28 protein-coding genes and 1 pseudogene are annotated in these 22,696 nt (G+C 64.7%); 21 read left to right on the top strand and 8 right to left on the bottom strand.

Annotation, left to right across the window (positions count from 1 at the left end):
- The first annotated feature begins 137 nt into the window (after positions 1 to 137).
- The 9 genes from Q3C01_RS31645 (at position 138) to Q3C01_RS31605 (ending at position 9,844) form a co-directional block, all read left to right on the top strand.
- Positions 138 to 1,544, top strand: coding sequence for a DegQ family serine endoprotease (locus tag Q3C01_RS31645; protein WP_458149215.1), 1,407 nt, complete (start codon positions 138 to 140; stop codon positions 1,542 to 1,544).
- Positions 1,541 to 2,878 (top strand): replication-associated recombination protein A, encoded by a 1,338-nt coding sequence (locus Q3C01_RS31640; protein ID WP_458149214.1) that lies wholly within the window; start codon positions 1,541 to 1,543, stop codon positions 2,876 to 2,878. The genes Q3C01_RS31645 and Q3C01_RS31640 overlap by 4 nt, the downstream gene beginning before the upstream one ends.
- A 52-nt stretch (positions 2,879 to 2,930) precedes the next feature.
- A complete protein-coding gene (locus tag Q3C01_RS31635) occupies positions 2,931 to 4,130 on the top strand; it encodes an RluA family pseudouridine synthase (RefSeq protein WP_458149213.1) in 1,200 nt (399 codons plus the stop codon).
- A gap of 31 nt (positions 4,131 to 4,161) precedes the next feature.
- Positions 4,162 to 4,473, top strand: coding sequence for a hypothetical protein (locus Q3C01_RS31630; protein WP_458149212.1), 312 nt, complete (start codon positions 4,162 to 4,164; stop codon positions 4,471 to 4,473).
- 283 nt (positions 4,474 to 4,756) lie between these two features.
- Positions 4,757 to 5,551 carry an ATP12 family chaperone protein gene (locus Q3C01_RS31625; protein WP_458149211.1) on the top strand — a complete coding sequence of 265 codons (795 nt, stop codon included), beginning with the start codon at positions 4,757 to 4,759 and terminating at the stop codon, positions 5,549 to 5,551.
- A gap of 55 nt (positions 5,552 to 5,606) precedes the next feature.
- The gene (gene fliK / locus Q3C01_RS31620; RefSeq protein ID WP_458149210.1) at positions 5,607 to 7,232 is read left to right on the top strand and encodes a flagellar hook-length control protein FliK; all 1,626 of its coding nucleotides are present in this window, start codon (positions 5,607 to 5,609) and stop codon (positions 7,230 to 7,232) included.
- On the top strand, positions 7,229 to 7,492 hold the full coding sequence (locus tag Q3C01_RS31615; RefSeq protein ID WP_458149209.1) for an EscU/YscU/HrcU family type III secretion system export apparatus switch protein: 264 nt from the start codon (positions 7,229 to 7,231) through the stop codon (positions 7,490 to 7,492). The genes fliK and Q3C01_RS31615 overlap by 4 nt, the downstream gene beginning before the upstream one ends.
- Positions 7,493 to 7,570: 78 nt before the next feature.
- Positions 7,571 to 8,383, top strand: coding sequence for a class D beta-lactamase (blaOXA, locus tag Q3C01_RS31610; RefSeq protein ID WP_458149208.1), 813 nt, complete (start codon positions 7,571 to 7,573; stop codon positions 8,381 to 8,383).
- Positions 8,384 to 8,470: 87 nt separating this feature from the next.
- Complete coding sequence (locus Q3C01_RS31605; protein ID WP_458149207.1) at positions 8,471 to 9,844, top strand: serine hydrolase; 1,374 nt, start codon at positions 8,471 to 8,473, stop codon at positions 9,842 to 9,844.
- Between the two features lie 203 nt (positions 9,845 to 10,047).
- On the opposite strand, the gene Q3C01_RS31600 is transcribed toward Q3C01_RS31605, so the two are convergent.
- Positions 10,048 to 10,629: a nucleotide exchange factor GrpE gene (locus tag Q3C01_RS31600; protein ID WP_458149206.1), complete on the bottom strand. Its 582-nt coding sequence runs from the start codon at positions 10,627 to 10,629 to the stop codon at positions 10,048 to 10,050.
- A 194-nt stretch (positions 10,630 to 10,823) separates the two neighbouring features.
- Positions 10,824 to 11,228, bottom strand: coding sequence for a DUF4260 domain-containing protein (locus tag Q3C01_RS31595; RefSeq protein ID WP_458149205.1), 405 nt, complete (start codon positions 11,226 to 11,228; stop codon positions 10,824 to 10,826).
- 144 nt (positions 11,229 to 11,372) lie between these two features.
- Between Q3C01_RS31595 and Q3C01_RS31590 the strand changes: the two genes are divergently transcribed.
- Both Q3C01_RS31590 and Q3C01_RS31585 read left to right on the top strand, forming a co-directional pair.
- The gene (locus tag Q3C01_RS31590; protein ID WP_458149204.1) at positions 11,373 to 12,905 is read left to right on the top strand and encodes an acyl-CoA carboxylase subunit beta; all 1,533 of its coding nucleotides are present in this window, start codon (positions 11,373 to 11,375) and stop codon (positions 12,903 to 12,905) included.
- Positions 12,906 to 12,936: 31 nt separating this feature from the next.
- On the top strand, positions 12,937 to 13,284 hold the full coding sequence (locus Q3C01_RS31585; protein WP_458149203.1) for a hypothetical protein: 348 nt from the start codon (positions 12,937 to 12,939) through the stop codon (positions 13,282 to 13,284).
- A gap of 93 nt (positions 13,285 to 13,377) precedes the next feature.
- On the opposite strand, the gene Q3C01_RS31580 is transcribed toward Q3C01_RS31585, so the two are convergent.
- Entirely contained in the window at positions 13,378 to 14,034 is a 657-nt protein-coding gene (locus tag Q3C01_RS31580) for a glutathione S-transferase family protein (protein ID WP_458149202.1), read from the bottom strand.
- Between the two features lie 196 nt (positions 14,035 to 14,230).
- Between Q3C01_RS31580 and Q3C01_RS31575 the strand changes: the two genes are divergently transcribed.
- The 5 genes and pseudogenes from Q3C01_RS31575 to Q3C01_RS31555 all read left to right on the top strand — a co-directional run bounded on the left by Q3C01_RS31575 (position 14,231) and on the right by Q3C01_RS31555 (position 15,853).
- Complete coding sequence (locus tag Q3C01_RS31575) at positions 14,231 to 14,677, top strand: DUF2214 family protein (protein ID WP_458149201.1); 447 nt, start codon at positions 14,231 to 14,233, stop codon at positions 14,675 to 14,677.
- A gap of 66 nt (positions 14,678 to 14,743) precedes the next feature.
- Positions 14,744 to 14,818: pseudogene (locus Q3C01_RS31570) on the top strand (adenosine-specific kinase); the annotation flags it as partial.
- Between the two features lie 101 nt (positions 14,819 to 14,919).
- A complete protein-coding gene (locus Q3C01_RS31565) occupies positions 14,920 to 15,105 on the top strand; it encodes a hypothetical protein (protein WP_458149200.1) in 186 nt (61 codons plus the stop codon).
- Between the two features lie 33 nt (positions 15,106 to 15,138).
- Complete coding sequence (locus Q3C01_RS31560; protein WP_458149199.1) at positions 15,139 to 15,465, top strand: GcrA family cell cycle regulator; 327 nt, start codon at positions 15,139 to 15,141, stop codon at positions 15,463 to 15,465.
- Positions 15,466 to 15,637: 172 nt separating this feature from the next.
- Complete coding sequence (locus tag Q3C01_RS31555; RefSeq protein WP_458149198.1) at positions 15,638 to 15,853, top strand: dodecin family protein; 216 nt, start codon at positions 15,638 to 15,640, stop codon at positions 15,851 to 15,853.
- Between the two features lie 188 nt (positions 15,854 to 16,041).
- Here the strand turns inward: Q3C01_RS31555 and Q3C01_RS31550 are convergent, their stop codons facing one another.
- Entirely contained in the window at positions 16,042 to 16,503 is a 462-nt protein-coding gene (locus tag Q3C01_RS31550; protein WP_458149197.1) for a VOC family protein, read from the bottom strand.
- A 239-nt stretch (positions 16,504 to 16,742) separates the two neighbouring features.
- On the opposite strand from Q3C01_RS31550, the gene Q3C01_RS31545 reads away from it, so the two are divergent.
- On the top strand, positions 16,743 to 17,087 hold the full coding sequence (locus Q3C01_RS31545; RefSeq protein WP_458149196.1) for a twin-arginine translocation signal domain-containing protein: 345 nt from the start codon (positions 16,743 to 16,745) through the stop codon (positions 17,085 to 17,087).
- Positions 17,088 to 17,227: 140 nt separating this feature from the next.
- Here the strand turns inward: Q3C01_RS31545 and Q3C01_RS31540 are convergent, their stop codons facing one another.
- From Q3C01_RS31540 to Q3C01_RS31530, 3 genes are all read right to left on the bottom strand, one after another.
- Positions 17,228 to 17,470 carry a GCG_CRPN prefix-to-repeats domain-containing protein gene (locus Q3C01_RS31540; protein WP_458149195.1) on the bottom strand — a complete coding sequence of 81 codons (243 nt, stop codon included), beginning with the start codon at positions 17,468 to 17,470 and terminating at the stop codon, positions 17,228 to 17,230.
- 178 nt (positions 17,471 to 17,648) lie between these two features.
- Positions 17,649 to 18,659, bottom strand: coding sequence for an alpha/beta fold hydrolase (locus Q3C01_RS31535; RefSeq protein ID WP_458149194.1), 1,011 nt, complete (start codon positions 18,657 to 18,659; stop codon positions 17,649 to 17,651).
- Positions 18,660 to 18,837: 178 nt separating this feature from the next.
- On the bottom strand, positions 18,838 to 19,536 hold the full coding sequence (locus Q3C01_RS31530) for an ArsR/SmtB family transcription factor (RefSeq protein ID WP_458149193.1): 699 nt from the start codon (positions 19,534 to 19,536) through the stop codon (positions 18,838 to 18,840).
- 169 nt (positions 19,537 to 19,705) lie between these two features.
- Between Q3C01_RS31530 and Q3C01_RS31525 the strand changes: the two genes are divergently transcribed.
- From Q3C01_RS31525 to Q3C01_RS31515, 3 genes are all read left to right on the top strand, one after another.
- Complete coding sequence (locus tag Q3C01_RS31525) at positions 19,706 to 20,014, top strand: NIPSNAP family protein (RefSeq protein ID WP_458149192.1); 309 nt, start codon at positions 19,706 to 19,708, stop codon at positions 20,012 to 20,014.
- Between the two features lie 27 nt (positions 20,015 to 20,041).
- Positions 20,042 to 20,392, top strand: coding sequence for an antibiotic biosynthesis monooxygenase family protein (locus tag Q3C01_RS31520; protein WP_458149191.1), 351 nt, complete (start codon positions 20,042 to 20,044; stop codon positions 20,390 to 20,392).
- Positions 20,393 to 20,487: 95 nt separating this feature from the next.
- Complete coding sequence (locus Q3C01_RS31515; protein WP_458149190.1) at positions 20,488 to 21,297, top strand: isocitrate lyase/PEP mutase family protein; 810 nt, start codon at positions 20,488 to 20,490, stop codon at positions 21,295 to 21,297.
- A gap of 56 nt (positions 21,298 to 21,353) precedes the next feature.
- Here Q3C01_RS31515 and Q3C01_RS31510 read toward each other — a convergent pair whose 3' ends face one another.
- Positions 21,354 to 21,752: a hypothetical protein gene (locus Q3C01_RS31510; protein WP_458149189.1), complete on the bottom strand. Its 399-nt coding sequence runs from the start codon at positions 21,750 to 21,752 to the stop codon at positions 21,354 to 21,356.
- Between the two features lie 182 nt (positions 21,753 to 21,934).
- Between Q3C01_RS31510 and Q3C01_RS31505 the strand changes: the two genes are divergently transcribed.
- Positions 21,935 to 22,582, top strand: a complete 648-nt coding sequence (locus tag Q3C01_RS31505; protein ID WP_458149188.1) for a trimeric intracellular cation channel family protein — start codon at positions 21,935 to 21,937, stop codon at positions 22,580 to 22,582.
- Positions 22,583 to 22,696: the final 114 nt, after the last annotated feature.

The following is a 22,696-nucleotide window of genomic DNA, read 5'->3' as shown; positions in this document are numbered from 1 at the left end:
AAGCGGCAAAATGGCCGCTCCCCTCGCGGGACTTGCATGCCGGGGCGGGGAGGAAAGGGGACGAATATTGGCGGCTGCCGCCCTTCTATTGAAGGTCGAACATGCCTATATTCCGGCGTCTTTTCCGAGAGGTAGGAATGTTTCGATTGATCCGTGCCACCGTTATTGCCGCAAGCTGCGTGACCCTTCTGGGCAGTCTCGATCCCGCCGTCGCTCAGGACCGTCGCGTCCCGTCGTCCCCGGCGGAGCTCAAGCTGTCCTATGCGCCGATCGTGCAGCGGGTGCAGCCGGCGGTGGTCAACGTCTATGCCGCCAAGGTGGTGCAGAACCGCAATCCGCTGCTCGACGACCCGATTTTCCGCCGCTTCTTCGGCGTGCCGGGCCAGCAGCCCGAGCAGATGCAGCGCTCGCTCGGCTCCGGCGTCATCGTCGACCCCTTGGGCCTCGTCGTCACCAACGTCCATGTCATCGAGGGCGCCGACCAGGTGAAGGTGTCGCTCTCGGACAAGCGGGAGTTCGAGGCCGAGATCCTGCTGAAGGATTCCCGCACCGATCTGGCGGTGCTGCGCCTGAAGGACACCAAGGAGAAATTCCCCACCCTCGATTTCACCAATTCCGATGAGCTGATGGTCGGCGACGTCGTGCTCGCCATCGGCAATCCGTTCGGCGTCGGCCAGACCGTGACCCACGGCATCATCTCGGCACTCGCACGGACGCAGGTCGGCATCACCGACTATCAGTTCTTCATCCAGACCGATGCGGCGATCAATCCCGGAAATTCGGGTGGTGCGCTGGTCGACATGAACGGCAAGCTCGCCGGCATCAATACCGCGATCTATTCGCGCTCCGGCGGCTCGCAGGGCATCGGCTTCGCGATCCCGGCCAACATGGTGCGCGTCGTCGTCGCTTCCGCCAAGAGCGGCGGCAAGGCGGTGAAACGTCCGTGGCTCGGTGCGCGGCTCCAGGGGGTGACGCCCGACATCGCGGAGAGCCTGGGCCTGCGCTCGCCGACCGGTGCGCTCGTCGCGAGCGTCGTGCCGAATGGGCCTGCGGCGAAAGCCGGCCTGAAAGCCTCCGACCTGATCGTCGCGATCGACGGGCAGGCGGTCGACGATCTCAACGCCTTCGACTACCGCCTCGCCACCCGTCCGATCGGCGGTACTGCGCAGCTCGACGTGCAGCGCGCCGGCAAGCCGATCAAGCTCACGGTGCAGCTCGAGACTGCGCCAGACACCGGCCGCAATGAGATCGTGATCACCGCGCGCTCGCCGTTCCAGGGCGCGAAGATCTCGACCATCACGCCGGCGGTCGCCGACGAATTGCATCTCGATGCCGACACCGAGGGCGTCGTGATCACCGAGATCGGCGACGACACGACGGCCGCCGGTGTCGGCTTCCAGAAGGGCGACATCATCCTCTCCGTCAACAACCAGAAGATCGACAAGACCAACGATTTGGAGAAGGTAGCGGGAGCCTCGTCGCGGCTCTGGCGCATCACGCTGGTGCGTGGCGGCCAGCAGATCAACGTCACACTCGGCGGATGAGCGCGAAGCGACCACAGGAGACGCCAACGCTGTTTGCCGCGGCGGGGCTCGATCACGATGCCCCGCATCCGCTGCCGGACCGCCTGCGCCCGCGTGCGCTGTCGGAGGTCGTTGGCCAGGACCACATCCTCGGCCCCGACGGCGCGCTGACGCGCATGCTGGAGACGCGCACGCTCGGCTCGCTGGTGTTCTGGGGCCCGCCCGGCACCGGCAAGACCACCGTGGCTCGGCTGCTTGCAGACGCCACCGACCTGCATTTCGAGCAGATCTCCGCGGTCTTCTCCGGGGTTGCTGACCTGAAAAAGGCCTTTGACGCCGCGCGCGCCCGCCGTGAGATGGGCAGCGGCACGCTGCTGTTCGTCGACGAGGTGCACCGTTTCAACCGCGCGCAGCAGGATTCCTTCCTGCCGGTGATGGAAGACGGCACCGTGGTCATGGTCGGCGCCACCACCGAAAATCCGTCCTTCGAGCTCAATGCGGCGTTGCTCTCGCGCGCTCGCGTGCTGGTGTTCCATTCGCTCGACGCCGCCGCGATCGAAAAGCTGTTCGCGCATGCCGAGGCGGTCGAGGGCAAGAAGCTGCCGCTGGACGTGGAGGCGCGCGCCGCGCTTGCGCGCATGGCCGATGGCGACGGCCGCGCCGCGCTGACGCTGGTCGAGGAAGTCTGGCGCTCGGCGCGGGCCGGCGAGATCTTCAACGCCGCGCAGTTGCAGGACATTTTGCAGCGCCGCGCGCCGATCTACGACAAGTCGGCCGACGGCCACTACAATCTGATCTCGGCGCTCCATAAATCCGTGCGCGGCTCCGACCCGGACGCTGCTCTCTATTATCTCGCGCGCATGCTGGACGCCGGCGAGGATCCGCTGTTCCTAGCGCGGCGTGTGGTGCGCATGGCGGTCGAGGACATCGGGCTTGCTGATCCGCAGGCGCTCGTCATTGCCAATGCGGCAAAGGATGCCTTCGATTTTCTCGGCCATCCCGAAGGCGAGCTCGCGATCGCCCAAGCGGTGGTCTATCTCGCCACCGCGCCGAAATCGAACGCGGTTTACACCGCCTTCGGCGCGGCGATGCAGACCGCAAAACAGGCCGGCTCGCTGCTGCCGCCCAAACACATCCTCAACGCGCCGACCGGTCTGATGAAGTCGGAGGGCTATGGCGCAGCTTACGAATACGACCACGACGCGCCCGACGCCTTCTCCGGCCAGGATTATTTCCCGGAAGCCTTGGGACGCCAGACCTTCTACGACCCGCCCGAGCGCGGCTTCGAGCGGGAGATCAGGAAGCGCCTGGAGTATTGGGCGAAGCTTCGGAAGGAGCGGGGCGGCTCGCGTTGAAATCGGCCATTTCGTCGTGACGAGACGCTGCTTTTAGGCTACGCAGGCAAGCATGAGCCGCCGCATCAAGAGAACCGACCCAAAGCCCCGTTCGCGCGATGAGCGCAAGGAGGCGCGCCCGTTCAAGGCGCGCAGCGCGCACAAGGCGGGGCCGCGGCCGGGCGGCAAGCCGGGTTCGAGGCCGCAGCGCTTTGCGTCCGAGCGCGCCGAGCGACGCGCACCCGAGCCGGTGACCGCAAAGCCCGTCGAAGCACTGCTGCCGACCAAGGTGCAGACCGTTACCGTGACTGCCGACGAGAACAACATGCGCGTCGACCGGTTTCTGGAAGCGCGTTTCCCGGGGCTGTCGTTCTCCCACATCCAGCGCGTCGTGCGCAAAGGCGAGCTGCGCGTCGACGGCAAGCGGGTCGACAGCAAGGACCGGCTGGAGGAGGGGCAGAGCGTCCGCATTCCGCCGTTGAAGCTGGACACGCCGAAAGCTCCCGGCGCGCTCTCCGAAGCCGCGCAAAAAACGCTTGCCGCGCTCAAGGAGATGACGCTCTTTGAGGACGACGACGTCCTCGTGCTCAACAAGCCGGCGGGACTTGCAGTGCAGGGCGGCTCCGGCACCACGCGGCACATCGACCAGATGCTGGAGGTGATGCGCGACGCCAAGGGGCAGAAGCCACGCCTGGTGCATCGCATCGACAAGGACACGTCAGGCTGCCTGTTGATCGCGAAGACGCGCTTTGCCGCGACCCATCTCACCGGCGCCTTCCGCTCGCGTTCGGCGCGCAAGATCTATTGGGCGCTGGTGCCGGGTCTGCCGAAGCCCAAGCAGGGCCGCATCTCGACCTTCCTCGCCAAAGAGGAGAGCGAGGACGACACCATCATGCGCATCGCCCAACATGGCGATGAGGGCGCGAGCCACGCGGTGACTTACTATGCGGTGGTCGAGACCGCCGGCAACAAGCTGACCTGGGTGTCGCTGAAGCCGGTGACGGGGCGCACGCACCAGCTTCGCGCGCACATGGCCCATATCGGCCATCCCATCATCGGCGATCCCAAATATTTCAACATCGAGAACTGGGAATTGCCGGGCGGTCTGCAAAACCGGCTGCACCTGCTCGCGCGCCGTATCGTGATTCCGCACCCGCGCGGCGGGGTGATCGACGCCAGCGCTCCGCTACCGCCGCACATGCAGCAGTCCTGGAACCTGCTTGGCCTCGACGCAACAAGATTTGATCCGATCGAGAACGCGCCGGAAGAGTAATCCGGTTGCGAGACTATGGGAGGCGTACGATATGTCCTCCATGAAGGCGACGCTATCCATCCTGATGGTTCTGGTCGCGCTCTCGGCGGGGCAGGGCAGCTTCGCGCAGACGCTGATGCCGGGCACGCCTCTGTTGCTGCCACCACCGCCTCCTCCGCCGCCACCGCCGAAGATCGAGGTACCGAAGGTCCCGCAGGTCAACGCGCTGCCGACCTTCAACTACAAGCAGCCGCCGCGGCCTTCATTCAGCGACCGCATCACCAAATGCCTTGAAGACGCCGCCGGGGCGGGCCTGACCCCTGCTGATCGCGGCACCTATTCGCGGATGTGCGCGAACCAGTAGGGCATCTCGCGACGCTCTCAATGTCATCGCCAATAGTCATAGAGGTTACGCACACTGAAACCAGCCTCCGCCGCGGCCGGCCAGAACCCGGCGAACAGGGCCAAAATGCCCGCGATTTCCTTCATGCCTGCCGCTCGCTTTATCGGCTGCCGGACTTATTTTAGAAGCCTAGCCTAGAGCATGATCCGGAAAAGTGCGCAGCGGTTTTCCGAAAAGATCATGCTCAAACAACATCCTAAAGCGCGATGACGCGCGCTTTGGAACCATCAGGGTCGAAAACCGAATGCGCGAATTGTTTGACGAGGTTGCGGGCCAGACCCGGCTCGATCCGCAGGAGGCGGCGCGGGCTGCCTCCCGTGCGCCCCTGCGCAAGCGCTTCTATGCGAAGGCGGGCGTCGTGGAGGCCGAGGATGGCTTTGCCATCACGCTCGATGGCAAGCCGATCAGGACGCCCTCCGGCCGCCAGGTCATCATCCCCGCGAAGCTGCTCGCGGATGCGGTCGTCTCGGAATGGGCCGGCCAGACGGAGACGATCGACCCCATGACCATGCCGCTGACGCGGCTCGCCAACAGCGTAGTCGAGGGCGTGATCGACCGCGTCGATCTCGTCAGCGATGACCTCGCAAGATACTTCCAGTCCGACCTGCTGTTCTATCGCGCCGGCCATCCCGAGGGCCTGGTGGCGCGCGAGGCCGCTCATTGGGACCCAGTCCTGTTCTGGGCGGCCGAGACGCTTGGCGCGCATTTCATCCTGTCCGAGGGCATCATGCATGTGACCCAGCCGGAGCAGGCGATCGCGGCCGCGCGGGCTGCCCTGCCCAGGGATCCCTGGTCGGTCGCGGCGCTGCACGTGATCACGACGCTGACGGGGTCGGCGCTTCTGGCCCTCGCCCTGGCGCATCGGGCACGCGATGCCGATCAGGTCTGGGCGGCCGCCCATGTCGACGAGGACTGGAACGCCGACCAGTGGGGCGTGGACGAGGAGGCGGCCGGCCGCCGCGCCGCCCGGCTGAAGGATTTTGCCGCGGCGGTGGCGGTCCTCGAGGCCGTGAACGGGCCGCCGACGCAAGGTCCTTAACGAGAGGTTTACGACGGACGGCTAGGGTTGCTCGCGTTCCGCGGGCCCTTAAGACATGCCGACGCCGATAAGCTCGATCGTATCAGTCACCGCCGCCACCTCCGTGGCCGATGCGGCGACGCCGGAGCTCGCGCTTCAGGCGGGCTCGGTCGTCGACGCCAAGGTCGTCAGCGTGATGGCCGACAATCTCGTACGCATTGCGATCGCCAACCTCTCGATCGACGTGATGTCGGAGGTGGCGCTATCGCCGGGCCAGAACCTCCAGCTCGCGGTGTCGCAGAACGATGGCACCGTGCGGCTTGCAATCGTCAACGGGTCGGGCGGGGCGGCGACCGATCAGGTCACGCTGACGCCAGGTGCGGTCGCGCTCACCGACACGCCCACGCTCGCACCGTCCGCGACCGCTGGGCGCAACCTCCTCACGCCGCTCGAGCAGATCGCCGTTTCGGTAGCCTCCAGTGAGGCCGTGACCAAGCAGGGCAGCCAGGCGCCGCTGTTTGCCAATCTCGCCTCGATCGTCACCAGCAGCGATCTGCCGGGGGGGCTGAAGCAGGCCGTGCTGGACGTACTGGCGCAGCAGACACCGCTCAACCCGCAGCTCGACGGTAGCGACGTCGAGTCCGCGTTCCAGAAATCCGGGCTCTTCCTCGAGGCCTCGCTGGCGTCAGGGCTGACGCCTGCAGGCGGCACCGTTCCTGATCTGAAGGCAGCGCTGCTGGTGCTGCGCCAGACGCTGGCGGCGACGTCGGGCGCGCTTGAAACTTCGGTGCCGCAAGTGGCGGCACCGGCAACCGCGCTTCCTGCCGCGCCCGCGGCCGTCGCGCAGGCCGTGACATCGCTCGAACGCTCCGCAGGCGAAGCGCTCGAGGCTCCGCCGCTATCACCTGAAGCTAGTCCGGGCGAGACGCTGCAAGCGCCGCGCGGCGCAATTGTCGCAGCCGCCGCGCTCGCCGAGGCCGTGACCGAAGGTGCGGTGTCACCTGGCGTCGCATTGAGCCTGCTGCAGGAAGCCGTGCAGGAGCTGCCGCATGCGATGGGCGGCGCATTCGCGGTGCCCAAAGCCGCGGTGCCGGACGCGCACAGCCTCGACACGATGCCGCGTGCGACTACCGCGCCACCGCCATTCCGCGGTGCGCTGCCATCGCCGCAGGCGATCGCAACGGCCTCGCTCGCATCAGGTGCACCGCTGAATCAGACCGTGCATCGTCTGCTCGACGACACCGACGCCGCGATCGCACGGCAGACGCTGTTGCAGGTCGCATCGCTTCCGGATCGCGTCGACGCCAACGGCCACCGTGTCGATCCCTCGGTGCCGCAGTGGAGTTTCGAAATTCCCTTCGCCACGCCGCAAGGCACCGCGATGGCGCAGTTCGAGATCTCGCGCGATGGCGGCGGCAGCGAGTCCGATCCGGCGAAAAAGGCCTGGCGCGCGCGCTTCTCGCTCAACGTCGAGCCGGCCGGCCCGGTGCATGCGCTGATCACGCTCAATGGCGACAAGACTTTTGTGCGGATGTGGGCGGAACGTCCCGCGACCGCGCAGCAATTACGCGACGGCGCCGGCGCGCTCAGCCAGGCGCTGGCCAAAGCCGATCTCAAGCCCGGCGACATCGTGATCCGCGACGGCATGCCGCCGCAGCCCCAACCGGCCCGCGCCGGGCACTTTCTGGATCGCGCGACATGAGCGAGGAGAGCAAGGTTGCCATCGCGCTGCACTATGAGAAGGGCAGCGGTGCGCCGCGGGTCGTTGCCAAGGGCAAGGGCACGATCGGCGCCAAGATCGTGGAACTGGCAAAGGCCCATGACATCCCGATCGAGGAGAACGAGGTGCTGGCCGGCGCGTTGTCCAAGGTCGAGCTCGGCGACGAGATCCCGCCGGACCTGTACAAGGCCGTCGCCGAGGTGCTGGTGTTCGTGCTGCGGCTGTCGGGTCGGGTGCGCTAAAGCCGCGCTAAAACGCTGTCATCGTTTCACCACGAAACCGGCTGCACTGTCGCACCAGATCATTGAACGGATACCGCCTTGCTGACCCGTCGCTCCACCCTCGGCCTTCTCGCGGCTAGCGCGATCCTGCCGTCGCGCGCGCTCGCCAATGTCGCGCCACCACTCAGCGAAGTTCGCGACAGTCTTGCCAAGCGTTTTACTGATGCCGGTACGGCCGGGACCTTCGTCGGCTACAAGACCGACGACTACATGATCATCCTGAGCGACAAGGAGCGCTCCGCCGAGCCGCGGCTGCCGGCCTCGACCTTCAAGATCCCGAACTCGCTGATCGCGCTGGAAACGGGCGTGGTGCAGGACGTGGACAAGGACGTCTTCCCATGGGATGGCGTGAAGCGCGACATCGAGGCCTGGAACAGGGATCACACGCTGCGCAGCGCCATCGCGGTCAGCGCGGTGCCGGTCTATCAGGAGATCGCGCGCCGCATCGGCCAGGAGCGGATGCAAAAATATGTCGACCTCTTCGAATATGGAAATCGCGATATCGGCGGCGGCATCGACCAGTTCTGGCTGACCGGAAATCTGCGCATCGATCCCATGGACCAGATCGACTTTGTCGACCGGCTGCGGCGTCGCGCGCTGCCGATCTCGAAGCGTAGCCAGGATCTCGTCTGCGATATCCTGCCGGTGACGCAAGTCGGCTCGTCCATCATCCGTGCAAAGTCCGGCCTCACGGGCAAGGAGCAGGGCTCGCTCGGCTGGATGGTCGGCTGGGCGGAGAAGGGCGACGCGCGCACCGTGTTCGCGCTCAACATGGATTGCCGCGAGCCGCGCCACATCGCCGACCGCATGGCGCTGACGCAAGCCTGCCTGACGGATATTGGCGCAATCTGACGTCGCGCTGCTGGCGTAACTCGCGTCGCTCGACTAGCATCATGGTGCCACCAGCAAGGTGGGCGCACGGCCGCACACGGGGTCTTTATGCTGCATCGCCGCTCGGTTCTGCTCGGAGGCTCCGCGCTTCTTCTTGGCGGCGCGGGGTTGCATGCGCAGACTTCGCCTGAGCAGGAGCTCGCAGCCTTGCTCAAGGACCACATCGAGGCTGGCCACGAGACGATGGGGCTCGTCGCGGGCCGCATCGAGGGCGGTCGCCGCATCGTCGCGACCTATGGGCGTTCGGGAGCCGCGGACGATCGCGCGCTCGACGCCGACACCGTCTTCGAGATCGGCTCGATTACAAAAGTCTTCACCGCATTGCTGCTGGCCGAGATGGTCGGGCGGGGCGAGGTGGCGCTGGATGATCCCGCGGCCAAATTCCTGCCCGAGCGGGTCACGATGCCGGAATATCAGGGCGTGCCGATCACGCTTCTAGATCTTGCAACCTATACCTCCGGCCTGCCGCGCATGCCCAACAATTTTGCGCCGAAGGATCCCACCAACCCCTACGCCGACTACACCGCCGATCAGCTCTACGATTTCCTGTCGGGCTACAAGCTCGCCTATACGCCGGGCAAGCACTACGAATACGCCAATCTCGGTTTCGGCCTGCTCGGGCACGTGCTGAGCTTGCGCGCCGGCAAAACCTACGAGGAACTTGTCACCTCGCGTATCTGCGCGCCGCTCGGTATGGACGACACGCGGATCACGCTCGGGCCTTCGATGCGCGAGCGCCTGGCGCAGGGCCACAATACCGCGTTGGCTCCCGTGGCGAATTGGGACCTCGATGCACTCGCAGGCGCCGGCGCGCTGCGCTCGACCTTGAGCGACCTCTTCAAGTTCGTCGAGGCCTATCAAGGCACCCGCGACACGCCGCTCGCAGCCGCGATGAAGATGACACTGTCGCTGCGGCGTCCGCAAGCGTCGCAGAGCGACGTCGCCATGGGCTGGTTCACCAGCCTGCGGTTCGACGACGAGGTGAACTGGAAGGACGGCGGCACCGGTGGCTATGCGACCTTCGTCGGCTATTCGACCAGGACCGGGAAGGCATCCATCCTGCTCTCGAATGCGAACGACTACGGCGCCAACACCTCGCTCGCGCTGAACATGATCAACCCGGCCTATCCACCGCCGAAGATCAGGCGCGCGGTCCCCGTCGATCCAGCGCTGCTCGCGGCCTACGTCGGCCGCTATCAAATCTTTCCGACCTTCGTCCTGACGGTGCGCGCCGACGGCGGCCATCTGTTCGTGCAGGCGACCGGGCAGGCCGAATACGAGGTGTTTGCCGAGAGCGAGACGGATTTCTTCTACCGCGTCGTCGACGCCCAGCTGACCTTTGCCAAGCCCGAGGACGGCACCGCGCCGATGCTGACGCTGCACCAGAACGGCAAGGACATGCGCGGGCGGCGGGTGCCCTAGAACGCGGTGGGATTGGGCTTGATTGTTGCGACAAGGAAAGTGCGCTCCCTCCCCCGCTTGCGGGGGAGGGGTTGGGAGAGGGTGTCTCCGCAGTGGACAATCCCCAAGCGGAGGGAGCCCTCACCCCACCCCTCTCCCGCAAGCGGGGGAGGGAGCGCACCACCTTCGTCCTAACAATCAAGCCTAACCCACCGCGTTCTAGTCTAGGAATCAGCGCTCTTCTTCGCCGCCAGCGCCTGGTCGATCGCGCAGCCGCCGATCTCGCTGATGGCGCGAGAGATCACGTCGCCGTTCTTGGCAAAGCCGTCCGACAGGATGTCGAACTGCGAGCGGGCGAGCCGAAGCATCACGATCGGCACGGCCACCACGGTCTCGCTGAAGGTATCGACGGACTTGCGCAGCGCGCCGAGTTCGGCGGTGACATCAGCGACATGGGCCTCGGCGTTCTGCATCAGCTTCAGCATCCGCTCGCGCTCCGCCTCGAACTGCGCACGCTCGGCCGCACTGGTCGCGGCGATCTCCGCAAGCTGTGCGCGCAGCCCCTCGACCTCCCGCAACAGGCCATCGGAGGTGACCTCGGCGACCTCGCGCAGCTTGGCATTGCGCGTGCTGGCTTCGAGCTGGCGGCGATAGAGCTGCTCAGCCGACATAGCCCGCTGTGACAGCGTTTCGATCGTGGCCGCGGCGCGCATCAGCATCTCGCCGTTGCGGCCCGAGATCCGCTGCAGGAAATCGACGGTTTCGTCACCGGTTTGGGGCGGCAGGGATACGACCGTGGCGGACATCCGGGATGCCTGGGAGCGGGGGCAAAAACAGCCGAACAAAACAGCAGAGCGTAATTGACCGCCGCCGTACCGACTGAAAGCTCACGCGAACCCATCGGCGCTGATCGTTGTCAGAAACAAGCCTGAATCGGCTGAATCGGTCAATCCGCCCCGAGGACCAAATCGCGGAGAAACGCGTGGCCTCCGCCAGCCATTCACGCTTTCCCCATCCGTCCGATCCGCCCCAGATGGGTGAAGCCGAAGCCGGCCTGATATTTCAGCCCGTAGCCCAGCGCCCGGTCGAAGCCGATATGGGCGAGCCAGATCATGGCGATGGAGAGCAGGAGCGGCCATTCCAGCGCAAAACCCGCCGTGAGCAACGCCACCGGGACCATGTAGCTGTGCGCGGCATTGTAGACGATCGCGCCGAACCGGCTGTCGCTGAGGTATGCCAGGAAGCTCAGATCCGGCGCCAGGAAGAGCAGGGCGAAGACCAGCCACGAACCGCCCCAGACCGCATAGAGCAGCACCATGCCCGCAAACAGCGTCAGCCCCTCGAGCCGGAGCAGAACCTTGATGCCGCCGGTCACCTCGCCGGTTGCTGTGACTGCATCGTCCATCTGAGTCTCCTGGAGTAGCCCCTGTAATTCCTTGGGCTTTCTAGCCTGTCCAGGCGCGGCGGGCATGCGCAAAGCGGCTTTCCGGCCCGCAAAATGCCGTGTTAGAACCCGCAGCAATCGCACCTTAAGAACTGGCGGGAGCAAATGAAGCATATCCTGGACGCCCTTGAAGAACGTCGCGCCGGCGCCAAGCTCGGTGGCGGGGAGAAGCGCATCGAGGCGCAGCACGCTCGCGGCAAGCTGACCGCGCGCGAGCGCATCGAGCTGCTGCTCGACAAGGGATCGTTCGAGGAATTCGACATGTTCGTCGAGCATCGCTCCATCGAGTTCGGCATGGAGAAGAGCAAGGTGCCGGGCGATGGCGTCGTCACCGGCTGGGGCACCGTCAATGGCCGCAAGACCTTCGTGTTCGCCAAGGATTTCACCGTGTTCGGCGGCTCGCTGTCCGAGACCCACGCGCTGAAGATCACAAAGCTCCAGGACATGGCGATGAAGGCGAGGGCGCCGATCATCGGCCTCTATGACGCCGGCGGCGCGCGCATCCAGGAGGGCGTCGCGGCGCTTGCGGGCTATTCCTACGTCTTCCGCCGCAACGTCATCGCCTCCGGCGTGATCCCGCAGATCTCCGTCATCATGGGCCCCTGCGCCGGCGGCGACGTCTATTCGCCGGCGATGACCGACTTCATCTTCATGGTGAAGAACACCAGCTACATGTTCGTTACCGGCCCCGACGTCGTGAAGACCGTGACCAACGAGGTCGTCACCGCCGAAGAGCTGGGAGGCGCCTCCGTGCACACCACGCGCTCCTCGATCTCCGACGGCGCATTCGAGAACGACGTCGAGGCGATCCTCCAGATGCGCCGCCTGATCGACTTCCTGCCCTCGAACAACTCGGACGGCGTGCCGGAATGGCCAAGCTTCGATTCGATCGAGCGGATCGACATGTCGCTGGACACGCTGATCCCCGACAATCCGAACAAGCCCTACGACATGAAGGAGCTGGTCCTGAAGGTCGTGGACGAGGGCGACTTCTTCGAGATCTCGGAGGCCTTCGCCAGGAACATCGTCACCGGCTTCGGCCGCATCGCGGGCCGCACCGTCGGCTTCGTCGCCAACCAGCCGATGGTGCTCGCCGGCGTGCTCGACAGCGATGCGTCACGGAAGGCGGCGCGCTTCGTTCGCTTCTGCGACGCCTTCAACATCCCGATCGTGACCTTCGTCGACGTGCCGGGTTTCCTGCCGGGCACCGCGCAGGAATATGGCGGCCTGATCAAGCACGGCGCAAAGCTGCTGTTCGCCTACTCGCAATGCACCGTGCCGCTGGTGACGATCATCACCCGCAAGGCCTATGGCGGCGCCTTCGACGTCATGGCGTCCAAGGAGATCGGCGCCGACATGAACTACGCCTGGCCGACCGCCCAGATCGCCGTGATGGGTGCCAAGGGCGCGGTGGAGATCATCTTCCGCGCAGATATCGGCGACCCCGACAAGATCGCGGCGCGAACGAAGGAATACGAGGACCGCTTCCTGTCACCGTTCATTGCGGCGGAGCGCGGCTACATCGACGACGTCATCATGCCGCACTCGACGCGGCGGCGCATCGCAAGGGCGCTGGCGATGCTGAAGGACAAGAAGGTCGAGATCCCCGCGAAGAAACACGACAATTTGCCGTTGTGAGCGGGAAGCGTAGGACTCGATCCTGTACCCGATGACCGAAGACGATCCGACCGACGAGATTTCAGACATCGAAGCCCGGATCGAGGCGCTGGCCGAGATCGCGGAGCGATGCCGGAAGTTCATTCTGGCTTCGAAAATAGCGATCGCGGGCGGCGCCGCATTGCTGCTCATCGTGGTGCTCGGACTGTTCGGCGTCGGTTCGGCGGCTGCGCTTGGATCGATCGCTTTGATACTGGGCGGGATCGTATCGCTCGGTTCCAACGTCAGCACGCTGCGGCAGACCGACGACGCCATCAGCGCCGCCGAGGCGCTACGGGCGGAGTTGATCAGCCGGATCGATCTTCGCGTGGTGCACGATACGCCGATGAAGCTGATGTGAGGCGCTGCCGCATGCACGGTGCGTAGGGCGGGTTAGCGTTAGCGTAACCCGCCAACTTTTTGCGGCGATGGAAGCGGCGGGTTACGGCGGCGCCTAACCCACCCTACGGCTTTCGTCGGCCGCGGCGAAATGCGCCATCTGTTCGGCGTGGGCTTTTGCAAACGCCGGGCGGGCCGTGGCGCGCACGACATAGGCGCGGCAGGCAGGACTGTCCGCCAGCCCATCGAAACGATCGACGGGACGCAGCACGTCCGACATCAGGATGTCGGCGACGGAGAATGAGCCGGCCAGCCATTCGCGGCCGGCCAGTACCGTCTCCATGTGCTTGAGGCGGAGCTTGAGGAAGTCGTCCAGAAACTTCCATGCCGGTGTGTCGCCGGCATTGCCGGTGAACTTGAGGATCGACCAGGGCAGACTCGCCATCTCCACGGAATTGAGCGCGGCGAACGCCCATTCCGTCGCGCAGCTGCGGCCGCGCGGATCGGATGGCATCAGTGCCTCGCTCAGTCCGCCCAGATGCATCAGGATCGCGCCGCTCTCGAAGATCGAAAGGTCGCCGTCGGTCAGCCACGGCACCTGGCCGAACGGCTGGTGCGCGAAATGCTCGGCCGAGCGGTCGCCGAACGGCACGCTGGCGACGCGATAGGGCAGGCCGGCCTCTTCCAGCGCCCAGCGGACGCGGAGATCGCGGACGTGGCCGCGGGGCATTTCGGGAACCCAGTCGAAGGTGGTGAGGGTGAGGTCGGCCATGCGATGTCTCCGTGCTGTCCAGGCATAGGACGGGTGAAGGGCTGCGTTCCGACAGCGGGGGCGAGATTTTTGCAACGGCCGTTTGCTAGCTTGCCTTGCGGGCTCGACGCTCCGCTCTCGCGTCATTTCTTATTGGCGGGAACAGCCTATATCATTGCGGCCGACGAGCTCGACATCTGTCCGGGGAAATCCAGCCATGTCCACGCTGTTCGCCTTCCTGCACCATCTCTGCGCCTTCACGCTGGTCTCGGCCGTTGCGATCGAGTTCACGCTGATCCGGCAGGAGCTGACGGTCGAGTCGGCACGCAGGCTCCAGCTCACCGATCTCGTGCTGGGCATTGCCGCCGGCGCGCTGTTCGTCGTCGGGCTGTTGCGGGTGTTCTTCTTTGAGAAGGGCTCCGACTACTATCTGCACAGTCACGCCTTCCTGACCAAGTTCTCGCTGTTCATCATCATCGGCCTGCTGTCGATCGTTCCGACGCGGGAATTCCTGTCCTGGAGCGCGGCGATCAAGGCTGGCAAGGCGCCGGTGATCGACGTGAAACGCCGGCGGCTGGTGACGTCGATCATCCATGGCGAGCTCGCGGCGATCGTCGTCATCCTGCTCTGCGCGGCCATCATGGCGCGGGGAGGGTGGGTTTAGCCGACCGACTGTATCGGCTATCCTCCGCAGCAAACAGGAAGTTGGAGGAACCCATACCAGCAGCCTTCCCGGCTGGGTGTCGAGGCCGATGCAGATATTGCGCGGCGGAAAGACCTGCTGCGAAAGATCGGCTATAAGCTCGAGGTGACGGGCATCGACAATCCGCCGATCCACGATAGCAAGACGCCCGGCACGTTAACCATCGGCGGCGCACTCCAGCTCCAGACCCGAGGAGCAACAACATGAATCCAAACATCCCCGAAGAGTTTTTCACCAGCTTGATGGGTTGGAATAGCTTTGTGATCAAGGGCAGCACGATGCCGCCCCGGGATCCTGATGATGATGAAGAGGACGATGAGGACGATGAGGACGATGAGGAAGAAGAGGACGACGAACCGGCGGTCGTACGCGAGCCGGACGAAGACTAGAATAGTTGATGGCAGTGGCGTACAATAACTCCCATGAGTTGGGATGCGAAAGACGTAGCGCTGCTCAAAAGACTCTGGGTCCAGGGACAGAGTGCCGCGCAGATCGCGCGCCGTCTCGGGTGTAGCCGTAACGCTGTCTGCGGCATGCTGACCCGCTTGGGCCTGAAGCGTGGCCACAAGCCGCCAACGGCAAAACCCCAGATAAGGTCGGTCCGGAAGCAAGAGCCGGTGTTGTCGGCTGCCTGCGCCCAGCCGGCAGCAAAGAAGGTGTCGCGGAAGACAACAGACAAGCAGCCCAAGGAATTCAGCAAGCGCCAGCTTTACGCCATGCTGGCTGAAGCAGTCAGGAATACGGGCTAGCACTGGCTCGGCCGCTACGGCTCTCCCTTTGATAGTTGGCACCGCAACATCGCCAAGCGGCTCGGGCCTGTCAGCCCTGCGACATGCGCGTCCTTTCGGCACCGATACCGTGCTAGGTTTGAACGCGGCAGGGAGCAGCTGCTTCCTGCTTCATACCGAACGGGAGAACGACATGCCTGAGAGCATCTACAAGGTCATAGAACTGATCGGTACCAGCACCGACTCCTGGGAAAAGGCCGCCGGCAATGCGGTCGAGCAAGCGGCAAAAACTCTGAGGGACCTTCGCGTCGCCGAGGTCGTCAAACTCGATATGCAGCTGGACGCGAAGGGAAAAGTGGAAGCCTATCGCGCCAAGCTCAACGTGTCGTTCAAGTTCGAGGGCAGCTGAGCTCGAGCAAACCTCGCCTGGCGGGGCGAGGGGGATCTTGCGCATGCCGAAGAATCTGCGCTCAGCCGCCGCACTCCCAAAGGCCATTGGAGTGCGTAGGGCGGGTTAGCGAAGCTAACCCGCCCCTTTTATCGCAAGCACGCCGGCGGATCATGCTGCGCTAATCCGCCCTCGGAGCCCGCGGCTGCTTACGCTGCCTTGTTCTGCCGCTTCATGAATTCCGCCGCCCGCTTCTTCAGCTCAGTCGGCGATACGTCCTCGATGTGGGTGCCGATGTGCCAGTGGTTGCCGGCCGGATCCTTCACACCGCCGCTGCGGTCGCCATAGAACTGGTCCGTTGGCTCCATCAAGGACGTGCCGCCGGCCTTGATGGCCTTCTGGTAGACTGCATCGACATTGGGCACGTAGAGATACAGCATCGTGGACGTTGCCTGTGCCCGCTCCGAGGAGTCGGCGATCATCACGATGGAACTTCCTATCTTGAACTCCGCATGCATGACCTTGCCGTCGGGCCGCATCATTGGCTCGAACAAGGGCTGGGCGCCGAAAGCCTCTTTCATGAAGTGGATGACCTTCTCCGCGCCGTCGACGATGAGATAGGGCGTGACGGTGTGATATCCTTCGGGAACCGGCTTCACCTGTGTTGCCATGGCTGTCTCCTCTGGTCTGATGGACTTGATCCATGCAGGACGACCCCACGTACCCCGGTTTTGCCCGGAATGTTCGACCCTTTTCTTGAACAAAGTAAGACGGCCGTTGTGCCATCCCGGATGCACGCCGGCGTGTCAGCTTCATGCAACCTACCTGAATGCAGGGTTCAGTCCGAGTTCATTTCGTCGGCGCGACACTTCCTTCGCATCATTCAACGCTGATTGAAGAGGAAGACATCATGGAGCGCCGGCATTTCTTGAAACTCGCATTCGGTGTTGCGGCCGGTGCCGCTGCATTGACGGCGGCCGCGCAGGCCGCGCCGCTGGCGCCACAACCGATCGAAGGCCCGGCCAATGTCCCGCGCGGCAATCCCGAGGTCCATCCCGCAGTCACCAGCAGCGCGGAGGTCGGCCAGCTCAAGCCTGAGCAGGTGCGCTGGCACGGGGGCGGTCATCACTGGGGCTGGCACCATCGCCACTGGGGCTGGCATCATCGTCACTGGCGTCATCGTCATTGGGGTTGGCGTCGCCGGCACTGGGGCTGGCGGCATCGCTGGCACCGCCGCCACTGGCGTCACTGGTAGGGCGTGCTGCAAGTTGCCAGTTGAATCAGAAAAGGGGATCGCGGTGGCGATCCCCTTTTTTGTGCCCGCGAAAACGGCAGGCGTTCAAAAAGAAAATGGCCGCGCTGTGGAACGCGCGGCCATGCTTAGGCAAAATCAGATCAGACCGGGCGGCAGCGGCCGGCCCACCAGCGGAAGCCCCACGGACAGACGCGCGGACGGGCGACGACGACCGGAGCGACCACGACAGGCGCTGGTGCTACCATGACCGTACGGCCCATCGGGCGGCAGCCGCCATAGGCGCCGCGATACCACCCGGGCCCGCAACCGCCGGCAGCGCTGGCTGCTTCGCTGAAACCGACAACGGCGCCGGCGAGCATGACGGCGGCAAAAAGATATTTCATGTGAACTCCCTCTCTAGTCCTTGGGTCACGCGCTTGTGGCGCACAATGAATCAAAAGGTGCGATTCGGCATGTTAAATTTTGGCGACATGCCGAAGCGGCGCGATCCAAATTGGCAATCATGACCTGAATACGGCATGAACGCCGCCGTTCATGCTGCTTGAAGCGACATGAGGGAAGCTAGCGGCCGAGAAAGCCGAGCACCAGGTCGCGATATCGCTCGGGCGCCTCCAGGAAGACGAGGTGGCCGGTGTCCGGAATGGTCTCTGCCCGCGCATTCGGCATCTTTGCAGCGAGCGCTTTGGCGAGATCGGCGTTCTGCCCCATCTTCGGCCGCAGCGCTTCCGGTGCATTCGGTCTGCCCGGCGCGTTGTGGTCGTCGGCGCCCATGATGAACAGCGTCGGCTGCGAAAGCAGCGGGATTTCATGCACCACCGGCTCGCGATAGATCATCTGGCCGGAGCCGACGAAGGCGCGCAGCCAGCGCGGGTAGTCGGGGCTGCCCTTGATGTTGAAGCGGGCGTCGATGAACGGCGTGATCGCCTCAGGCGGCAGCTTGATCGCGTAGTTGGTCTGGAGCTGCTTGCGATAGCCCTCGGCCGTGAGCTTGTCCTCGATCTCGATGGTCTTTTCCGTCGGCACCGGCGGCACGTAGAGACGGTAGTCTTCCAGCCCGATCGGCGCGGTCAGCACCAGATGCGACACGCGTTCCGGATAGGCCCGCGCGATGCGCACCCCCAACATGCCGCCCATGGAATGGGCGATGATCTCGGCCTTGTCGATCCCGAGATGATCGAGCAGTGCGATGGTGTTGCGCGCCAGCGTATCGAAATGCAGTTCCCCGAGCGGCTTGGACGATTTGCCGAAGCCGATCTGGTCCGGCACCACGACGCGGAAGCCAGCCTCGCTCAGCATCTTGATCACGGGCGCCCAATAGCTCGACGGAAAATTGCGGCCATGAAGCAGCACGACGGTGCGGCCGTTCGGCGCTTGAGGTGCGACGTCCATATAGGCCATGCGAAGCTCTTCGCCGTCATTGACGAGCGGCAGCAGGCTCACGGGGTAGGGATAGGCAAACCCCTCAAGGGCGATCCCGTAGGGCTCGCGCGCCGCGGGTTCGCTGGCGTAAGTCGAAGCGAGCGGGAAAGCGAGGAGGGCGGCCGCGAGCGCAGTCGGGAGGATGCGGGTCATTGAGGGCTCTGATGTCTGACAACGTCGTTCCGGGGCGATGCGAAGCATCGAGCCCGGAACCTCGAGATTCCGGGTTCGGTCCTGCGGACCGCCCCGGAATGACGGTGCCCATAAACGCGTGGATGGCCGGGTCAAGCCCGGCCATGATGACGGCACTCATTCACACGCGATTGTGTAACTACTCGTGCCTGTCGCCGAACAGCGCCGCAAACTGCTTCTCGCCGGTGCGGGTGAAATTCACCACGCGGCTGCCGGGCGTCGCATCGCGCGCCGCCCATTTCAATTCGGTGAAACGCTTCATCATGGCTGCGCCGAGCGTGCCGGCAAGGTGATGCCGACGCTCGCTCCAGTCGAGGCACGCCTTGCAGACTGGCCGGCGCGGATGGGTCAGCATGTCGGGCGAGATCTGCAAATGCTTTGCGAGGAAGCGTTCGCCCTCGACCGTGAGCTCGATGTCCTGCTTCTTCTGCTTCACCAGGCGCCGCTCGCGCAAGGAGTCGAGCATCTGCACGCCGAGGTCGCCGGCGAGATGGTCGTAGCAGATCCGCGCCCGCCGCAACGCCGGATCCTTCGGCCCGGTGCGCACGCGCATGTGGCCGGCGCGGGCGGCAAGTCCTTGCAGCGCCTCCAGCACGCCGGCGACATCGGGATCGCTCAGGCGGTAGTAGCGGTGCCGGCCCTGCTTCTCCGGCTCGATCAGTCCGCCGGCCTCGAGCTTCGAAAGATGTGAGCTCGCGGTCTGCGGGGTGATCCCGGCCTCCTGCGCGAGCTCGCTTGCGGTGAGCGCGCGGCCGTTCATCAGCGCTGTCAGCATATTGGCGCGCGCGGGGTCGCCGACCAGCGAAGCGACCATGGCAATGTCAGGTCCTGCTTTCATGCTTCGATGATAGCCGAAGCATTGCGGTCGGGCAAGGGTGTAGTCTGCCAACCACAAACTCGTCATTGCGAGCGCAGCGAAGCAATCCAGACTGTTTTCCGCGGCGACAGTCTGGATTGCTTCGTCGCTTCGCCCCTCGCAATGACGGGGACAGAGAGGAGAGCCCATCATGTCCATCACCGTCTTCATCCGCTACCAGCTCGATCCCTTCAAGCGCGCGCAGTTCGAGGAGTACTCGAAGCGCTGGCTCACCATCATCCCGAAATGCGGTGGCGATCTGGTCGGCTACTTCATGCCGCACGAGGGAACCAACAACATCGCCTTTGCGCTGATCTCGTTCGAAAGCCTGGCGGCCTACGAGGCCTATCGCGCGCGGCTGCGTCAGGACGCCGAGGGGATGGCGAACTTCCGTTTCGCCGAGGAGAACAGGTTTATTGTCGCGGAGGAGCGGACGTTTCTGCGCAAGGTGGTATTGTAGGCGCAAACCAAAACAAGGGAGGCGCCCATGATCGCCGTGATCTTCGAGGTCTGGCCGAAGCCGGAGCACCGGCAGCATTATTTCGATCTCGCGGCCGATCTCAAGCCGATCCTGCAGACCATCGACGGCTTCATCTCGGTCGAGCGCTTCGAGAGCCTGACCGAGAAGGGCAAGGTGCTGTCGGTTTCGTTCTGGCGCGATGAGGCGGCCGTAGAGGCCTGGCGCAAGACCATGGAGCATCGCCGCGCGCAGGCCAAAGGCCGCGGAAGCTTCTTTGCCGACTATCGCCTGCGCATTGCCAGCGTCGTCCGCGACTACGGCATGAACGATCGCGACGAGGCGCCGAAGGACAGCCGCGTCGTGCACGACGCGCACTAGCGCGTGCGCGGGCGCGCTACTGGCGCTGCCCGGGCGCGCACTGGCGCTGCCCTGGTGGCGTGCCTATGTCTGCGCGGCCAACAAGGGAGAGAAACATGCACGTTACGACTGCGGACAAGCGCGCGACGTTCAAGAAGCTGCACGAGAGCGGCTGCTTCATCCTGCCCAATCCGTTCGACGTCGGCAGTGCCAAGGCCTTGCAGCATCTCGGCTTCAAGGCGATCGCCTCATCGAGCGCCGGCTTTGCCTGGACCATCGGGCGCGCCGACAACCGCGTCACCGTGGACGACGTCTGTCAGCATCTGGCAGCATTGTGCTCGGCCGTTGACATCCCCGTGAATGCGGATTTCGAGGGCGGCTTCGCGGTCGAGCCGGACAAGGTCGCGGAAAATGTCGAACGCGGCGTGCGAACCGGCGTGGCCGGGCTGTCGATCGAGGATTCCACGGGGGACAAGGACAAGCCGCTCTATGATCGCGCGCTCGCGGTCGAGCGCGTGAAGGCGGCACGCAAGGCGATCGGCGATAGCGGCACGCTGCTGGTCGGCCGCTGCGAGGCCTATCTGTGGGGCGTGAGCGACCTCAAGCCCGTCATCGACCGGCTCACGGCTTACGCCGATGCCGGTGCCGATTGCCTTTATGCGCCGGGCCTCAAGACGCGCGAGGATATTTCGGCCGTGGTGAAGGCGGTGCATCCACGGCCGTTCAATCTCCTGATCGGCGCCTCCGGCCTGTCGCTGCAAGAGGCTGCCGATCTCGGCGTGCGCCGCATCAGCGTCGGCGGCTCGCTCGCCCGCGCCGCCTGGGGCGGCTTCATGCGCGCGGCGAAAGAGATGGCGGAGAAGGGCACGTTTGCCGAGCTCGGGAGCGGGTATCCCGGCGGCGAGCTGAACAAGCTGTTCGGCTGAGGCATGACAAAAGCGGCGGGACGTTGGCGTCCCGCCGCTTTCGTGTTTCGGCAGCGTTACTGCGCCTTGCCGGCGTCAGACGGCGCGGCCGGAGACGGGGCTGGCGAGGCCGGCTGGCTCGGTGCCGCACCCGTGGTCACGCCCGGCGAGGTGTTGCCCTTCGGCGTCACGTCGCGCATGCCGGGAGGCGCGGCCGGATTTGCAGGTGTCGTCTGTGCGGTCTTCGCCGGCGGTTCGGTCGAGGCCTGGTTCACGCTGGTATTGTTCAAGCCGTAGAACACTGCGCCGAGCACGACCGCGATCGCGACCGCAAACAGCGCGATCTTGCCGCTGGAGGCGGGGCCTTCGCCAAGTTCGGGATCCACCTGGAGGTCGGCATCCCGTCGTGCGGCGCGAAGATACTCATCCTCACCGATGGGACGATAGGGGTCATTCGGAAAACGGTCATCGGCCATCGCTTGATCTCCTCGAATTGACTGACCAGACAACCCGGGGATGCGAATTTCGGTTCCGGGGATCTCATGCTTTCGTCGCATGTTGCCGCGCGCAGGAATCGGGAACCTGTTCATTCCCGATGAACCTTGCTCATCCTGGAACTGGAGACGTAAGTTCCGCCCTCGAAACGGGATGACATCCGATGTGGAGCCTGCCACCGAGCGACAGCGTGCTGCATTTCCTTTCCCTCGTCGCGGTTGCGGCGCAGGGGATGACGGCGGCGCTTGCCGCGGGCCGGCGCAGCATGGACTGGCTCGGCGTCTGTTTCCTCGGCTGTATCACGGCGCTCGGCGGCGGCACGCTGCGCGATCTCTTCCTCGGCCACTATCCGCTCGCCTGGGTGCAAAACCCCATCTATCTCGTGCTGAGCGGCGGTGCCGCCTTCATTACGATTCTGATCGCGCGCCTCGTGCATCGGCTCAAGCTGGCCTTCATCGTGCTCGACGCGATCGGCCTCGTGGTCTTCACCATGGCGGGGTGCGACGTCGCCTGGCAGATGGATGCAACGCTCCCCATCGTGATCGTCTCCGGCATGGTGACGGGCTGCGCCGGCGGCGTGCTCCGCGATATCCTCTGCAACGACGTGCCGCTGCTGTTTCGCTCCGAGCTCTACGCCAGCGTCTCGGTGGTGACGGGCCTGTTCTATGCCACCGCTTTCGGGCTGAAGATCAACGACGAGCTCTGGACCATTCTCACCTTCGCGCTCGGCATCAGCTTCCGCCTGCTCGCGGTTCGCTACAAATGGGAGATGCCGAAGTTCGTGTTCACGGGCGACGAGAAGGAGAAGTAGGGCTTAGATTGCCTCGCTCTATCTACGTCGTCATTGCTGTGCATGTTCATTAATTCGGTGATCGAATCCAGCCCGGCAGGGAGGGTTCGATGCGCGACAATAGCTTCGATCGGA

Source organism: Bradyrhizobium sp. UFLA05-109 (assembly GCF_054185165.1).
This window is presented reverse-complemented; position numbering and strand designations above follow the sequence as displayed.

Excerpts from the sequence above, each read along its gene's own strand:
- Q3C01_RS31645 (WP_458149215.1), top strand. The coding sequence starts at position 138 with ATGTTTCGATTGATCCGTGCCACCGTTATTGCCGCAAGCTGCGTGACC.
- Q3C01_RS31640 (WP_458149214.1), top strand. The coding sequence starts at position 1,541 with ATGAGCGCGAAGCGACCACAGGAGACGCCAACGCTGTTTGCCGCGGCG.
- Q3C01_RS31635 (WP_458149213.1), top strand. The coding sequence starts at position 2,931 with ATGAGCCGCCGCATCAAGAGAACCGACCCAAAGCCCCGTTCGCGCGAT.
- Q3C01_RS31630 (WP_458149212.1), top strand. The coding sequence starts at position 4,162 with ATGTCCTCCATGAAGGCGACGCTATCCATCCTGATGGTTCTGGTCGCG.
- Q3C01_RS31625 (WP_458149211.1), top strand. The coding sequence starts at position 4,757 with ATGCGCGAATTGTTTGACGAGGTTGCGGGCCAGACCCGGCTCGATCCG.
- fliK (WP_458149210.1), top strand. The coding sequence starts at position 5,607 with ATGCCGACGCCGATAAGCTCGATCGTATCAGTCACCGCCGCCACCTCC.
- Q3C01_RS31615 (WP_458149209.1), top strand. The coding sequence starts at position 7,229 with ATGAGCGAGGAGAGCAAGGTTGCCATCGCGCTGCACTATGAGAAGGGC.
- Q3C01_RS31605 (WP_458149207.1), top strand. The coding sequence starts at position 8,471 with ATGCTGCATCGCCGCTCGGTTCTGCTCGGAGGCTCCGCGCTTCTTCTT.
- Q3C01_RS31600 (WP_458149206.1), bottom strand. The coding sequence starts at position 10,629 with ATGTCCGCCACGGTCGTATCCCTGCCGCCCCAAACCGGTGACGAAACC.
- Q3C01_RS31595 (WP_458149205.1), bottom strand. The coding sequence starts at position 11,228 with ATGGACGATGCAGTCACAGCAACCGGCGAGGTGACCGGCGGCATCAAG.
- Q3C01_RS31590 (WP_458149204.1), top strand. The coding sequence starts at position 11,373 with ATGAAGCATATCCTGGACGCCCTTGAAGAACGTCGCGCCGGCGCCAAG.
- Q3C01_RS31585 (WP_458149203.1), top strand. The coding sequence starts at position 12,937 with ATGACCGAAGACGATCCGACCGACGAGATTTCAGACATCGAAGCCCGG.
- Q3C01_RS31580 (WP_458149202.1), bottom strand. The coding sequence starts at position 14,034 with ATGGCCGACCTCACCCTCACCACCTTCGACTGGGTTCCCGAAATGCCC.
- Q3C01_RS31575 (WP_458149201.1), top strand. The coding sequence starts at position 14,231 with ATGTCCACGCTGTTCGCCTTCCTGCACCATCTCTGCGCCTTCACGCTG.
- Q3C01_RS31565 (WP_458149200.1), top strand. The coding sequence starts at position 14,920 with ATGAATCCAAACATCCCCGAAGAGTTTTTCACCAGCTTGATGGGTTGG.
- Q3C01_RS31560 (WP_458149199.1), top strand. The coding sequence starts at position 15,139 with ATGAGTTGGGATGCGAAAGACGTAGCGCTGCTCAAAAGACTCTGGGTC.
- Q3C01_RS31555 (WP_458149198.1), top strand. The coding sequence starts at position 15,638 with ATGCCTGAGAGCATCTACAAGGTCATAGAACTGATCGGTACCAGCACC.
- Q3C01_RS31550 (WP_458149197.1), bottom strand. The coding sequence starts at position 16,503 with ATGGCAACACAGGTGAAGCCGGTTCCCGAAGGATATCACACCGTCACG.
- Q3C01_RS31545 (WP_458149196.1), top strand. The coding sequence starts at position 16,743 with ATGGAGCGCCGGCATTTCTTGAAACTCGCATTCGGTGTTGCGGCCGGT.
- Q3C01_RS31540 (WP_458149195.1), bottom strand. The coding sequence starts at position 17,470 with ATGAAATATCTTTTTGCCGCCGTCATGCTCGCCGGCGCCGTTGTCGGT.
- Q3C01_RS31535 (WP_458149194.1), bottom strand. The coding sequence starts at position 18,659 with ATGACCCGCATCCTCCCGACTGCGCTCGCGGCCGCCCTCCTCGCTTTC.
- Q3C01_RS31530 (WP_458149193.1), bottom strand. The coding sequence starts at position 19,536 with ATGAAAGCAGGACCTGACATTGCCATGGTCGCTTCGCTGGTCGGCGAC.
- Q3C01_RS31525 (WP_458149192.1), top strand. The coding sequence starts at position 19,706 with ATGTCCATCACCGTCTTCATCCGCTACCAGCTCGATCCCTTCAAGCGC.
- Q3C01_RS31520 (WP_458149191.1), top strand. The coding sequence starts at position 20,042 with ATGATCGCCGTGATCTTCGAGGTCTGGCCGAAGCCGGAGCACCGGCAG.
- Q3C01_RS31515 (WP_458149190.1), top strand. The coding sequence starts at position 20,488 with ATGCACGTTACGACTGCGGACAAGCGCGCGACGTTCAAGAAGCTGCAC.
- Q3C01_RS31510 (WP_458149189.1), bottom strand. The coding sequence starts at position 21,752 with ATGGCCGATGACCGTTTTCCGAATGACCCCTATCGTCCCATCGGTGAG.
- Q3C01_RS31505 (WP_458149188.1), top strand. The coding sequence starts at position 21,935 with ATGTGGAGCCTGCCACCGAGCGACAGCGTGCTGCATTTCCTTTCCCTC.